We start from the raw sequence: 12,881 nt of genomic DNA, 5'->3' as shown, positions 1-12,881 counted from the left end.
CGGTCAGGACTGCACGTCGACGCTGTGGAACTGCAGATACTCCTCGATGCCGTACGGGGACGCCTCGTACCCGATGCCGGACTGCTTCCAGCCGCCGAAGGGGACTTCTCGGGTACCCCCAGGGCTGAAGAGATGATTGTTCAGGATCGTGGACCCCGACTCGATCCGGTCCGCGACAGCCAGTGCGTGATCGCGGTCTTCGGACCACACCGAGGAGCACAGGCCGTAGTCGGTGTCGTTGGCCCACGCGATCGCCTGCTCCTCGTCGTCGTAGGTGATGATCGGCAGAACGGGTCCGAATTGTTCGACGCGCACGAGCTCGTCGCCCTGCTGCGCATCGACGACCAGTGTCGGCTGGCGGTAGAACCCGTTCTCGTCCGCCGACGGTAGGCGCGTTCCGAGTTCGCGGACGTCCCGCCCGGCCGCGCGGGCGCCCTGCACGAGGGCGTCGACGTGGTCGTATTGGGCCTGATTGTTCACCGGGCCCATCGACGCGGCCGGGTCGAGTGGATCGCCGACCGCGATCTGGTCGATGCGGTCGGAGAACTTCTCGATGAAGGCCGTCGCCAGGCTCCGCGGCACATACACGCGCTTGACGGCGAAGCACACCTGCCCGGCACGGCGGAAGGCCGCTTCGCCGAGTCGGGTGACCACCTTGTCGACATCGGCGTCGGGAAGGATGATCGCCGGGTCGTTTCCGCCGAGTTCGAAGTGCACGTCTTTGAGCCCGTCGGCGGCTTGGCGCATGATGTGCCGGGCGGTCGATCCACCGCCCGTGAACGACACCTTGCGCACCAGCGGATGGTCGATGAGCGCCCCGCCGATCTCGCCGCCGCCGTTGAGCACGTTGACCACCCCCGGTGGCAGTTCGCGCGCAGCGATCGTGGCGATCGTCGTCGAGCCCAGCGGCGACAGCGGCGACGGCTTGATGACGACGGTGTTGCCGGCGGCGATCGCGGGTGCCAGCTTGTTGACAGTGAGGATGAGCGGCGCATTCCACGGGACGATCAAGCCCACCACTCCATAGGGCTTGCGGGAGATCCGCGCGAAGCCGCCCTCACCCGTCGGGACGTGACGGGATGCAAGCTGTTCCTCCAGCCGTCCGGCGACCTGCCGCCAGTGGTCGACGGCGCCTATCACCTCGCGTCGCACGGTCTCGAGCATGCTGCCGTTCTCTCGCGCCACCAGCCGCGCGAGTTCTTCTGCCCGCGCCTCGATGCCGGCGGCGATCCGCTCGAGTGCCGCCGACCGCTGCGCGACGGGCGTCGTCGCCCAGCCCGGAGCCGCCTTCGCGGCCGCCTGGATCGCCGCCTCCGCATCCTCGACCGTTCCCTGCGCGAGGGTGCCCACCACGATCGCCGTGTTCGCGGGGCTCGGCACGCTCATCGCCTCCCCGTGATCCACGACGGCTCCGTCGATATACAGACCCAGGTGGGGTGCCGGCGTCATTTCATCGCTCATCGATGTGCTCCTCATGCGTGCTCGAGGTCACTGCCCCGGCCAAGGCCGCAGCAGGCGCGCGGCGGCCGATGGCCACCGCCAGGATCTCCGCCGGCTCCACGGCGGAAGGATCGCCCTCCCAGGCGACGAACTCGTCCGGACGCACCAGCACCACACGCGAGTCCAGACGTTGCGCCGACTCGGCGTCGACGACGACGACGGACAGCGGGACGTTCATCTCTGCCGCAGCGCGCACGAACCCCTCGCCGTCGGCGGCGGCCGCGGTCAACACGCAGAACCGGCCGCCGAGAGCCGCGAACGCATCGCCTCCGTCCCGCAGCTGCACCGGCGCGAGGTGGTGACCCGCGCGTGCACGATGCTCATGACCGCCGACGGCTCCGGGTGCGGCACCGGCCGGGCCCTCCACAATCGGAGAGCCCTCGTAGTTCGGCTCGAAGCGCCGGATCTCGTCGGGCGTGCCCTTCGCACGCTCATCCCATGCGCGGATGAAAGCCGGCTCGTCGCGCTCAGGCGCGAACGCGGCCAGAAATGCCCGGTCGTCGAGGATCGATTTCTCGATGAAGCCGTCGCGTGTGGAGGCGAACACCGGGCGACGCTCGGCATCGTAGGAGTCCAGCAGCCCGTCGCCGCCCCATCCCTGAACAGTCGCGGCGAGCTTCCAGGCGAGGTTGGTGGCGTCCTCGAAACCGGTGTTCACCCCATAGCCGCCGTAGGGCGGGTGGCTATGGGCGGCATCGCCGGCGATGAACTCCCGCCCCGTGCGGTAGCTGTCGGCGAGCGCGAAGCGAAGGTCCCAGAAGCCCAGGTGATCGACGGTGAACTCGAAGTCGCGACCGACTGCGCGGGAGACGATCTCGTGCAGATCGATGCTCTCTTTCGTGGCCTTGCGATCGACCGGTGCGTGGAAGAACCAGCTGTCCTGCGCGTCCACGCGGCCGAAGAACTGCCAGTAGCCGTCGAGACCGGGGCGTAGGACATTGGCGAACGTCGTGTCGGGATAGCGCAGCATGATCTGCTCGAATTCCGACGAGCGGAATACGAGCAGGATCATGCGCCGTTCCTCGTCGCTCAGCGTCTGGGTGATCCCCGCCGCCGACCGCACCACGGAACGGCTCCCGTCGCAGCCGACGACGTACTGCGCGCGCACGGCACCCGACCCCCCGTCGCGCGACGCGATCGCGACGACGACGCCGGCGGCGTCCTGCGTGACATCCGTCGCCTTCCACTCGAACAGGGCAGTGGCCTGGGGCATCGCGGCCATGCGCTGCCGAAGCACGTCTTCGGTCGCATACTGGGGCAGACGCTCGTTGCGCTCCCAGTAATAGGGGTCGACGAGACCCCGCTCGAACCAGGAGTAGTGGTAGTCCCCCGTGAGCGATCCGTAGGCGGTCATCCCCGCGACCTTCTGGCCCGCGCGCAGCGTGCGCGCCCGGCGGAGTTCGCGATCGATGTTCCAACGTCGGAAGTGCTCCATCGTCCGCTGGGTGAGGTTCTGCCCCTTCGGAACATGCTGCGGCGTGCGATGCCGCTCGATGACGACGCTCTCGACCCCGTACTGCGCGAGCGCTATCGACAGGGCGACTCCGACGGGGCCACCGCCCACGATCGCCACCTGCGTCTCGAGCAGAAGCGGCCGAGTCGCCTTCGACGGCGTCGATGCAGCGGTGGGTGCCACGACCTGTCCTTCCCAGACCCGAACCGCGGTGTCCGGGCCAACGATCGCCACCTTGCCACGGATTCGGAAGACAGGGAATTATTCGCGCCTCAGATTCCTCTATGTGGGATATCGCGGCGGTGCCGACGGCTACATGCCGATGCTCCGCTCGATGTGCTCACGTGCCGTGAGAAGCTCTCGGCCCCACCCCTCGATTGCGGATTCCTCCCAGCGCGACGTGGGAAAGACGATCGCGATCGCGCCCACCGGCAGTCCGGAAGGATCGCGGATCGCCACCCCGACCGCACTGACCGCCGACTCGCTCTCGCCCTTGTTCACGGCATACCCCAGGACGCGCGCGCGTTCGAGCTCGCGGCGCAGATCGGAGCGGCGCGCCGGAGACGACGGCGTCAGCGTCGGGAGGGCACTGGACGGGAACCGTCGCTCCAGGTCATCGAGGGGCAGAGCCGCCAGGATGGCCTTTCCGCCTGCCGTCGAGCTCGCAGGCAGCACATAGCCCGTACGCTCCCCGACGCGAACCAGCTGCGTCCCCTCCAAGCCGTCGACGAACCGGACGTACTGCCCTTCCAGCACCGACAGGCTCACCGTCTCGCCGGTGCGTTCACGGACTTCCTCCAGCGTCGGGCGGGCGCTTCCCCGCAGATCCATGTGCCGGATCGCGGCCAACCCGATCTCTGTGACCACCGGTCCCAGCCGGTATGCCGAGTTCACCCGCTCCTGCGTCGCGAACCCGTTGTCGCGAAGGGTCATCAACAGCCGATGTGCGGTGGAGCGCGCGATGTTCAGCTGTTCGGCCGCATCCACCACCCGTATCTCTCGATGCGAACTCAGCAGACGTATGAGTCGCAGGGCGTTCGTCACCGAGGCGAGCCCTGAATTCGGCACATCGTTGTCCCGCTGAGAGGAATTCTTCACCAGCACACGGTAGCGAATCGCGCCGGGGAACGGCGGCCGCCGCCGGTAGGCTCGTCGGGTGCGTCTTGTCATCGCCCGCTGCTCCGTCGATTACCACGGTCGATTGAACGCCCATCTCGATCCGGCCACCCGCCTGCTCGTCCACAAGGGCGACGGCAGCCTCTTGATCCACTCCGACGGCGGCTCGTACAAGCCGCTGAACTGGATGAGCCCGCCGTGCACCCTCGTGGTCGAGGCACCGGAAGAGGATGCCGCGTCCGCCGGCGTCGTCGAGCAATGGCGCGTCACCCACCGCAAGAGCGGCGACGAGCTGGTGGTGCAGATCTACGAGCTCATCCACGACTCGTCGCACGAGCTCGGCATCGACCCGGGCCTGGTCAAGGACGGCGTCGAGGCCGACCTGCAGCGCCTGCTCGCCGAGCAGGTCGACGTCATCGGCCACGACCTGACGCTCGTCCGGCGCGAATACCCGACCGCGATCGGTCCGGTCGATCTGCTGCTGCGCGACCCGGCGGGCAGCACGATCGCCGTCGAGGTCAAGCGCCGCGGCGACATCGACGGCGTCGAGCAGCTGACCCGCTACCTCGAGCTGCTGGGCCGCGATCCGCACCTGGCGCCGGTGACCGGCGTGTTCGCCGCGCAGGAGATCAAGCCGCAGGCCAAGGTGCTCGCCGCCGACCGCGGCATCCGCTGCGTGACGCTGGACTACGAGGGCATGAAGGGCATCGAGTCCGGCGCCCCCCGCCTGTTCTGACGCACGGACCGGGGCTGTCGGGCCCACCGCTTAGGCTGGACACCATGCCCGCGCGTTCCCCGTTCACCTGCATTCTCTGGGACGTCGACGGCACGATCGTGGACGCGTCCGAGGGCATTCTGCGCCGACTCGCTGTCGCGCTCGAGCACTTCGGGCACCCCGCGCCCACGCGTGACGAGCTGGTGCACTGGATCGGTCCGCCGATGCACGACTCCTTCCAGGTCAACGTCGGCATGACGCCCGAGCAGGCGGCCGAGGCCGTCGCCTATTACCGCGTGATCGGCAAGGCCGACGGCTACGCGACGGGCGCCCGGCTGTTCCCCGGCGTGGCCGAGCTCATCGCCGCCGTCGAGGCGGCGGGCATCCCGCAGGCCACGGCCAGCTCGAAGCCCGAGGTGCAGGTCGTCGCGCTCATGGAGCACTTCGACCTCGCCGACCGGTTCACGGCACTGGCCGGCGCGACCCCCGACGAGCGCACGCTCAGCAGCAAGGCCGACGTGATCGCCGAGGCGCTGCGCCGGCTCGAGGCGGCCGGCGCCGACACGACCCGGCCGGTGCTGATCGGCGACCGCCACCACGACATCGACGGCGGCGCCGAGCACGGCATCCCGGTCGTCTTCGTGCGCTGGGGCTTCAGCTGGCCGCACGAGGCCGAGGGTGCACAGGCCGTCGTCGAGACGGTCGACGAGCTGCGCGCCCTGCTGCTGATCGACGTCGACGCGGCCGATCCCGACACTGGAACGGACGTGGGCGTCGCCGCCTTCGGAGACCACTGACATGGATGCCGCAGCCACTGTCGCCGGAATCCTGCGCTGGCTCGTCCCGGCGCTCGTCGTGTTCGGCGTCACCGCGGCCGTGGTGCTGGCGATCGGCCTGGCCGTGCGCTCCTCCCGCCGCTCGCCGCGCGCCCGGGCGGCGGCCGAGGCGGCCCGCACCGCCGCGGGCTCCGCGCTCGTCGAGCTCGACGACGCGGTGGGCGAGCTCGACCTCGAGGTGGGGCTGTCGGGTGCGCTCTACGGCGGCAACGCCCCGTCGTCGCTGAGGCGCGCGCGGATGACCGCCCAGCACGTGCGCGATGAGGCGTTCGAGGACTTCCGCGGCCTCGGCGACGGCACGGCGCTGGTGCCCGCCGAGCTGCAGCGGCGTGCGCGCCTGATCAGCGCACACGTCGCCGAGGCGATGGGCGCGATCGGCCGCGCCCGCGCCGAGCACGACCACTGGATGGCCGAGAACTCGTCCGCGGCGACGCAGATCGAGGCGGCGCGCGCCCGGCTCGACCGGCTGCGCGAGCAGACCGGTGACCCTGATGCCCTCGTGCGCGAGCTGTCGGCACAGTTCGACAAGCCGGAGTGGTCGGATGCCGCGGCCGCCGCCGAGACAGTCCGCGGCGACCTCGCCGAGGCCGGGCAGCTGCTCGAGCGTGCGGCATCGGCCGCCGACGACCCGTCGCGCAGCGCCCTGAGCGACCTCGCCCTCGCCGAGCGGCGCATCCGCCGCGCGCAGGAGGCGGCGCAGCGCCTCGAAGAGGTGCACCGCATGGTCGTGCAGGCGGCGCAGGCGCTGTCCGACGAGATCACATCGCTGCGCGGCGCGATCCGGCAGGCCCTCGCGACGCGCGACGAGCTGCAGCCGGATGCCGCGACCCGCCTGGGCGAGCAGATCCGGCAGGTCGAGGCATCCCTCACCGCGCTCGAGCCCCGGGCGCCCCGGGCACCGCGCGCGGCGATCGGGCAGATCGCGCGGCTGCGCGACCGGCTCGATCTCGGACTCGGCGACGCGCGCACGACGCAGCAGCGCCTGCAGGGCGCCCGCACGGCGCTGCCCGCCACGATCGCAGCCGCCCGTGACGCGGTCGCACGGGCTGAGGCATCCGTCGCCAGAGCCGGGGCGGACGCCCGCGTGCGGCTCGCCTCCGCACAGGATGAACTCGCCGGCGCACGGCAGGCCGCCGACCCGGTCGAGGCGCTCGACGCCGCCCGGCGGGCGATGCGGCACGCCGAAGACGCGCAGGCCCTCGCCGACTACGATCGGCTCACGCACTGACGCGTGAGCGGCCTGTGGGCGCCTCGTTGCGCCCGCAGCGCCCGTGGCCGGGCGCGGCGAACGCCCCGACCCACCGAACATGGTCTCAGCCGCGTTGCGACCGTGACGGCCGACCGGAAGCCGGGGCGTTGCTGTCGAGACGAGCCGTGCTTAGATCGGCTTGATGTTCTCGGCCTGGAGACCCTTCGGTCCCTGTGCGACGTCGAACTCGACGCGCTGGTTCTCCTCGAGGGAGCGGTACCCGTTCGCCACGATGGCGGTGTAGTGCGCGAAGACGTCGGCGCCACCCTCATCGGGGGCGATGAAGCCGAAGCCCTTCTCCGCGTTGAACCACTTGACGGTGCCCTGCGTGCTCATGTACTGCCGTTCTTTTGCGTACCGGCGCACGGTGCGCCGGATTGCATCAACCGTAACGAAATCGAGACCACAACACCCGGTCATCGCAGGATGGTGACACAAATGTTGCACGATCGGCGCGTTCCGGTGCCGTCTCGGCCCCCATTCGACGCCCGGGCCGGGCTTGCGCCGGATCGGCCCGGGCGTCGACGGATCCCCCCGGATAGGCCACGCGAGGCGTGACGTCACCACTGTACTGATATATTGCGGATCGATGACCAGCGATGTTCGCTTCACCCCTGTCGATCCGCGGGGTGCGCTGCTCGGCGACGAGGTCTACCGGATTCTGGGCGAAGCGGTCCTGGACGGCCGGCTCGCACCGGGCGAGCGACTGCGCGACGTGGAGCTCGCCGAGTGGCTCGGCGTCTCGCGCACCCCTGTGCGCGAGGCCCTGCAGCGCCTGGAGCGCTGCGGCCTGGTCGAGGTGTCGGCGAACCGCTGGACGCGGGTGTCGATCCCCGACGAGTCGATGCTGACCTCCACGCACGAGTTCGCCGTCTACACGATGGGCAACGCGATCCGCATGGCGGCCGCGCGCTGCTCGGACGAGACGCTCGCTGAGCTGCTCGCCCAGATCGACGACATGATCGACGCGTCGACCGTGGACGACCGCCCCGAGCTGCTGCGCACCAGCATGGTCTTCTTCACCTCCGTCACCTACGCCACCGGCAACCGCATGCTGCAGAGCATCCTCGAGGAATGCGAGTTCGGGCTGCGGCGCAACCTCTTCGGCTGGTCTCCCCACATCGACCACATAGGCGAGCGCACCGACATGTACCGCGTGTTCCGCGATGCCGTGTCCGTCCGCGACGGCGACCGCGCCGAGCGCGTCCTGCGCCTGCAGCACGGCCTGGGCTGACCGCTTCCTCCGGCGCACACCGCCCGGTACCGTTGCCGCATGGGCCACATCGAGCTGCGTGACCTGGACGACGACGACCTCGACGCCGTCTTCGAGATGATGCGCGACCCCGATGCGATCGCCATGGCGGCATTCACGCGGACGGATGCCTCGGACCGCGCGTCGTTCGACGAATGGGCCGCGCGCCGCCGGGCCTCGCCCGACGTCGACCTGCACGTCGTCACCGAGCGCGGCGGCTTCGCCGGCATCGCCGGCGCATTCACGGTGGACGGCGAGCGGGAGGTCACATACTGGATCGCCCGGCACGCGTGGGGGCGCGGGGTCGCCACCGAGGCGTTGCGCCTGCTCGTCTCGCGTGAGGCGACGCGCCCGCTGTACGCGCGCGTCGCCGCGCACAACGCGGCATCGATCGCGGTGCTCGAGAAGAACGGGTTCAGCGAGGTGTCGCGCTCGGTCGAACCCGCGCCCGGCGTCGGTCACGAGGTGGAAGAGCTCGTCTACGCGCTCGTGCCGACCGTCGAGTAGGTCACGGCGGCGCGCTCGGTCAGCGTGCGGGCGAGGATGGTCGAGCCGGCGACGGCGGCCGGCATCGTGATGATCGCCCCGAGCGGCACCAGAAAGCACAGCTGCGTGGCGACGCCGAAGCCCAGCACGCGGGCACGGCCCGCCGCGAGCAGTCGCGACCGCTCAGCGCTGCGCAGGCCCCGAGCGTCGAAGGCCCGACCGGTGAGCTCGCGCGCCAGCATCCTGCCCGAGAGCACGACGCCGACGATCGACGCGAGGATCCCGCCGACGACCGGGATGAATCCGATCGCGAGGGTGAGCAGCGCGACCAGGATGCCGAAGACCACAAGGCGCAGGCCCTCTCCGATGGCCGCCCAGAATCCGGTCTCGCCCGTGGGCTCGGGGCCGCCGAGCGCACGTTCGACGCCCCGCCAGATGCACTGATAGAAGGGGTCGCCGATCGTCAGCGCGAGCGCGCTGAACGTCAGGCCGGCACCGATCGCCGCGGCCAGGAACAGCACGATCCCGAGAGCGACGCGCAGCGCGTCGCGCCAGCCCGCGGCCCAGCCGTCGGCGAACGGAGTCATCCACGACGTGATGCCGCCCAGCGACAGGGCGAACGGGATGAGCAGTCCGGCCAGCACGACGAACGCCATGATCGCCGGGACGAGGCCGAGCGCCAGCAGCCGCGGATGCGTGCGCCACATGCCGAATCCGCGGCCCAGCGTGCCGAAGCCGGCGGCGAACTCGCGGATCATGCCGTCCACGCTATCGGGAGCTCTCGGGTCACCGGACCCACCGGTGCGCCACTTTCCTGCAGATGCGGCTGCTTTTGTCTGGCGCATCAGCAGGGAAGTGCAGCGCGCCGACGATTCCTGGCGCATCAGCAGGATGCTGCAGCATTCGCGGGCCGGTGACCCGGCCCCCGGGCCGCGGAGACGCCGAAGAACGACGAAGGGCCCCCTCTCGGGAGCCCCACACCATCTGGTGGCTCGTTTCGCTTATCCCGGATCCCATGCGAGACAAGGGATCACAGACCGGCGCTCCTGGCGCTTTCCACGCTAGGCCCGAGAATTTTCCAGCTGCCCTCAAACACCCGGGTCGCGCACTGATTCCGTGTCCTGTCGCGCCATAGTTGGGAGCCATTCTTTGCGCGCGTCCTCGGCATCGCGGGGTCGCCTCGCACAGTGTCTTCTTCGTCGACCAGGACTACCTATTGCCCGGCGTCAGTGGGATCTCTTCACGCACTCCTCACCAGGGGGCTCCTCGAGGTGGCCGGCGACGAATACTGGCAAGGGGGGCGAGCCGGTACTCGTCGAGCGGCCCGAGACTTGCGCGTGGTCCCGGACCGAGGCTCACGGGTTGCTGAGCAATGCCCAGATACACGGGGAACGTTAGAGACGGCTATTCGCCTCGGCGAAGCTTACGATCTGACCGGAGAAGTCTTCCTTGGTGAACCGTTGGACCTCATCGACGTGGATGGCAGCGATGGATTGTGCTCGTTGGGGGTCACGGGCGAGCATGGCATCGACGATCTCGAGATGGCGCTGTGTGGAGACTTCGATGCGGTGGAGACCGGTTGCGCCGAGGACTCGGATCCATTCCAGGTAGGGCTCGGATGCGTGGCGAACCTGGATGATTCGTTCGTTACGGGTAGCGGCCACGATCGAACCGTGGAGATGTTCGTCGCTCTGGAAGAAGGGCCGAAGGTCGCCGTCTTCCTGGGCGATGCGTTCGGCATCGACGATTTCGTCGTGAAGTGCGTGGAGCTCCTCGTCGGTGAGGATATTGGTCGCGAGCCCGGTGCAGAGCCATTCGATTGCTTTTCGCAGTTCGCAGATCTCGTCGACGTCGCTGATGGTGGGTTGGCGGACGTAACTGCCGGAGCGTTGCTTGGTGACGACGAAGTGGTCGAACTCAAGGCGCGCAAGTGCCTCACGGATAGGTGTCTTGGAAGTGCCGAATTCACGCGCGAGGGCGGGGACATCGATCTTGGAACCAGGTGCGAGCTGGCCGTCGATGATGCGGCGCAACAGGAGTCGGTGAACCTGGTCCGACAGGCTCTCGAGCACGATCCCGCCGGCAGGCACGGGACTGGCGACCTGCGATGGAGTGTTGGGGAGCGTCATAATCGTGATTCTGCCATTTCAGATTCCAATTGGGCGGGTCGCGTCGAACGGGTTGCATTTGTACGACGCGACCCGGGAGTGTCACACAGTGACAGGTTCGCTCTCGACGACCCTGACCCCGGCCGCGACGAGCGCTTCACGGACCGGCACGAGCTGCTCCGGAGTGGCCTTGCGGAAGGGGTGGCGGGGGTACCCCGCGTTCCGGCCTTGCAGCTCGAGGGCGCCCTTGAGAAGCGACGGCGAGTTGGGACCTTCAATGGTGCGCCAGACCCGCAGAATTCGCTCGTGCAGGTCGAGAGCGTCCGCGTGGCGGCCTTCCTGCACGGCATTCCAGAGTTCGACACTCAGCGTCGGCGTGACAGTAGGAATTGCTGCGAGCGCGCCCTGCGCACCGAGCATGAATGCGGGGTAGTGGATGTCGTCGAGCGCCGCGAGGATGACGATGCGGTCACGGAAGCGGGCGCAAGCGTCCGCGAGCAGGTGCACATCGCCACCGCTTTGCTTGAGCGCAACAATCTCGGGGATCTCGATCAGTCGCTCGATGACGTCTGCGGGCACGAGTGCCCACGGGACGACGTTGTAGACGACGATCGGCAGTCCGACCACCTCCGCGATCTTCTGGTAGTACTCCACGGTCTGGTCGGGGCCGGGAGCGAACACGTAGTGGACGGGGGTGATCTGCAGAGCATCAACGCCGGCCTCCTTCAGTGCCAGACCGTAACGAATCGCAGACGCAGTGGAATTCTGGATGACTCCGCCAACGACCGGAATGCGGCCACCAACTTCTTCGACGACGACACGGCAGATTTCGGCGCTCTCCTCAACGGACAGAGTGTGGCCCTCACCCGTGCTGCCGCAGGCGCAGATGCCGGTGATGCCGGTGCCGAGCAGGTATCGGACTTCTTCGCGAAGGGCGTCGTAGTCGACCTCGTCGTCGGCGGTGAAGGGTGTGACGACGGTCGAGATGATCCCACCGAGCTCCACAGGTGACATTTGGTTCTCCTCTCATCCGCCGCAGCGGGTGATCTTGCAGTTCTGGTTTGTTCTCCGGCTGCTTCACCGTCTAACAAATTGAGACTAGCATCTGAACGGTAACATCTGGCATGCTAGATTTCAGTTCCACGAGGGAGTGCAGTGAGCGGATACTTTCTGACCAATACCGCGACAGCGGTCGACGACGCTCTGCGAGGCCTCGTTCGCGCGAGCGATGGTGCATTGAAGTTCGTCGAGAATCCCCGCTTCGTGTTCACAACGCAGACCCGTCAGTCACGCCGGGTTGGCCTGGTATCTGGCGGAGGGTCTGGACATGAGCCCCTCCACGCCGGCGTCGTCGGACCAGGTTTGCTGGACGCGGCTGTCCCGGGTGGAATCTTCGCTTCCCCACACAACCGTCAGATATATGAAGCCTCGCGACTGGTCGCCCGTGAGGACGGCGTCCTGCACCTGGTGAAGAACTACACGGGCGACAATATCAACTTCGGGATCGCGGCCGAGCGGCTCCGCCTGGACGGCATCCAAGTTGGCACGGTCGTGGTCGATGATGACATCGCCACGGATGATCCGAACATCCGCCTCGGCCGCCGCGGCACCGGCGCCACCGTACTCGTCGAGAAGATCCTCGGCGCCGCCGCAGATCGCGAATACGACTTGGACGCTCTGGTCGCGCTGGGCAAACGGTTCGTCGCGGGAAGCCGGAGCGTCGCCGTCGCCAGTGCGCCCCACACTGCTCCCCAGACGGGGCGGAGGGTCTTCGAACTCGAAGAAGACACCCTCGAATACGGGGTTGGCATCCACGGCGAGCGAAGCGGCGTGACCATCACGGCACCGCCGCTGCCCGAACTGATTGGCCGGATGCTCGACGACCTCACCGGTGCCATTCCCCGCCAAGACACGCGATCGCTGCTCTTCGTGAACGGCCTGGGCGCGACGACCAGCATGGAGCTTTACAGCGTGCTGGAAGAAGCCGCCACCTCCCTCGACCAGCGCGGATGGCAGGTCGCCCGCACGCTGGTCGGATCGATCGTCACCGCTTTGGATATGAAGGGATTCTCGCTGACACTTGCCCTGCTAGACGACGAGACGCTCGATCTCTGGGACGACCCAGGCGCGGACCGGACATGGATCTGAACTTTTCACTTGGAGAAC

The 12,881-nt window shown here is 68.4% G+C and carries 13 protein-coding genes; 6 read left to right on the top strand and 7 right to left on the bottom strand.

Going from position 1 to position 12,881, the window contains the following annotated elements; translation table 11 throughout:
• Nucleotides 1–3: 3 nt before the first annotated feature.
• The 3 genes from AC3RX0_RS10955 to AC3RX0_RS10945 all read right to left on the bottom strand — a co-directional run bounded on the left by AC3RX0_RS10955 (nt 4) and on the right by AC3RX0_RS10945 (nt 4,051).
• The gene (locus tag AC3RX0_RS10955) at nt 4–1,461 is read right to left on the bottom strand and encodes an aldehyde dehydrogenase family protein (RefSeq protein ID WP_491506012.1); all 1,458 of its coding nucleotides are present in this window, start codon (nt 1,459–1,461) and stop codon (nt 4–6) included.
• Nucleotides 1,451–3,136 carry an FAD-dependent monooxygenase gene (locus AC3RX0_RS10950; RefSeq protein WP_491506011.1) on the bottom strand — a complete coding sequence of 562 codons (1,686 nt, stop codon included), beginning with the start codon at nt 3,134–3,136 and terminating at the stop codon, nt 1,451–1,453. The genes AC3RX0_RS10955 and AC3RX0_RS10950 overlap by 11 nt, the downstream gene beginning before the upstream one ends.
• A 129-nt stretch (nt 3,137–3,265) precedes the next feature.
• Complete coding sequence (locus tag AC3RX0_RS10945; RefSeq protein WP_491506010.1) at nt 3,266–4,051, bottom strand: IclR family transcriptional regulator; 786 nt, start codon at nt 4,049–4,051, stop codon at nt 3,266–3,268.
• A gap of 58 nt (nt 4,052–4,109) precedes the next feature.
• Between AC3RX0_RS10945 and nucS the strand changes: the two genes are divergently transcribed.
• The 3 genes from nucS to AC3RX0_RS10930 are packed head-to-tail and all read left to right on the top strand — an operon-like array spanning nt 4,110 to nt 6,848.
• Nucleotides 4,110–4,805: an endonuclease NucS gene (gene nucS / locus AC3RX0_RS10940; RefSeq protein WP_491506009.1), complete on the top strand. Its 696-nt coding sequence runs from the start codon at nt 4,110–4,112 to the stop codon at nt 4,803–4,805.
• Between the two features lie 44 nt (nt 4,806–4,849).
• Complete coding sequence (locus tag AC3RX0_RS10935; protein WP_491506008.1) at nt 4,850–5,581, top strand: HAD hydrolase-like protein; 732 nt, start codon at nt 4,850–4,852, stop codon at nt 5,579–5,581.
• A 1-nt stretch (nt 5,582) separates the two neighbouring features.
• Nucleotides 5,583–6,848 carry a coiled-coil domain-containing protein gene (locus tag AC3RX0_RS10930; RefSeq protein ID WP_491506007.1) on the top strand — a complete coding sequence of 422 codons (1,266 nt, stop codon included), beginning with the start codon at nt 5,583–5,585 and terminating at the stop codon, nt 6,846–6,848.
• A 150-nt stretch (nt 6,849–6,998) separates the two neighbouring features.
• Here AC3RX0_RS10930 and AC3RX0_RS10925 read toward each other — a convergent pair whose 3' ends face one another.
• Nucleotides 6,999–7,205, bottom strand: coding sequence for a cold-shock protein (locus AC3RX0_RS10925; protein ID WP_308492488.1), 207 nt, complete (start codon nt 7,203–7,205; stop codon nt 6,999–7,001).
• A gap of 253 nt (nt 7,206–7,458) precedes the next feature.
• On the opposite strand from AC3RX0_RS10925, the gene AC3RX0_RS10920 reads away from it, so the two are divergent.
• Both AC3RX0_RS10920 and AC3RX0_RS10915 read left to right on the top strand, forming a co-directional pair.
• Nucleotides 7,459–8,103: a GntR family transcriptional regulator gene (locus AC3RX0_RS10920; RefSeq protein ID WP_491506006.1), complete on the top strand. Its 645-nt coding sequence runs from the start codon at nt 7,459–7,461 to the stop codon at nt 8,101–8,103.
• Nucleotides 8,104–8,142: 39 nt separating this feature from the next.
• Nucleotides 8,143–8,628: a GNAT family N-acetyltransferase gene (locus tag AC3RX0_RS10915; RefSeq protein WP_491506005.1), complete on the top strand. Its 486-nt coding sequence runs from the start codon at nt 8,143–8,145 to the stop codon at nt 8,626–8,628.
• On the opposite strand, the gene AC3RX0_RS10910 is transcribed toward AC3RX0_RS10915, so the two are convergent.
• The 3 genes from AC3RX0_RS10910 to AC3RX0_RS10900 form a co-directional block, all read right to left on the bottom strand.
• Nucleotides 8,601–9,365 (bottom strand): EI24 domain-containing protein, encoded by a 765-nt coding sequence (locus tag AC3RX0_RS10910; protein ID WP_491506004.1) that lies wholly within the window; start codon nt 9,363–9,365, stop codon nt 8,601–8,603. The genes AC3RX0_RS10915 and AC3RX0_RS10910 overlap by 28 nt on opposite strands.
• 636 nt (nt 9,366–10,001) lie before the next feature.
• Entirely contained in the window at nt 10,002–10,736 is a 735-nt protein-coding gene (locus AC3RX0_RS10905) for a GntR family transcriptional regulator (RefSeq protein WP_491506003.1), read from the bottom strand.
• An 81-nt stretch (nt 10,737–10,817) separates the two neighbouring features.
• Complete coding sequence (locus AC3RX0_RS10900) at nt 10,818–11,729, bottom strand: dihydrodipicolinate synthase family protein (protein ID WP_491506002.1); 912 nt, start codon at nt 11,727–11,729, stop codon at nt 10,818–10,820.
• A gap of 141 nt (nt 11,730–11,870) precedes the next feature.
• Here AC3RX0_RS10900 and AC3RX0_RS10895 point away from each other — a divergent pair, with 141 nt between their 5' ends.
• On the top strand, nt 11,871–12,863 hold the full coding sequence (locus AC3RX0_RS10895) for a dihydroxyacetone kinase subunit DhaK (protein WP_491506001.1): 993 nt from the start codon (nt 11,871–11,873) through the stop codon (nt 12,861–12,863).
• Nucleotides 12,864–12,881: the final 18 nt, after the last annotated feature.

The sequence above is a fragment of the Microbacterium sp. W1-4-2 genome (assembly GCF_058349885.2).
This window is presented reverse-complemented; position numbering and strand designations above follow the sequence as displayed.

Coding starts and splice junctions, on each gene's coding strand:
- AC3RX0_RS10915 (WP_491506005.1), top strand. CDS start 8,143: ATGGGCCACATCGAGCTGCGTGACCTGGACGACGACGACCTCGACGCC.
- AC3RX0_RS10920 (WP_491506006.1), top strand. CDS start 7,459: ATGACCAGCGATGTTCGCTTCACCCCTGTCGATCCGCGGGGTGCGCTG.
- AC3RX0_RS10905 (WP_491506003.1), bottom strand. CDS start 10,736: ATGACGCTCCCCAACACTCCATCGCAGGTCGCCAGTCCCGTGCCTGCC.
- AC3RX0_RS10935 (WP_491506008.1), top strand. CDS start 4,850: ATGCCCGCGCGTTCCCCGTTCACCTGCATTCTCTGGGACGTCGACGGC.
- AC3RX0_RS10930 (WP_491506007.1), top strand. CDS start 5,583: ATGGATGCCGCAGCCACTGTCGCCGGAATCCTGCGCTGGCTCGTCCCG.
- AC3RX0_RS10910 (WP_491506004.1), bottom strand. CDS start 9,365: ATGATCCGCGAGTTCGCCGCCGGCTTCGGCACGCTGGGCCGCGGATTC.
- AC3RX0_RS10925 (WP_308492488.1), bottom strand. CDS start 7,205: ATGAGCACGCAGGGCACCGTCAAGTGGTTCAACGCGGAGAAGGGCTTC.
- AC3RX0_RS10955 (WP_491506012.1), bottom strand. CDS start 1,461: ATGAGCGATGAAATGACGCCGGCACCCCACCTGGGTCTGTATATCGAC.
- AC3RX0_RS10900 (WP_491506002.1), bottom strand. CDS start 11,729: ATGTCACCTGTGGAGCTCGGTGGGATCATCTCGACCGTCGTCACACCC.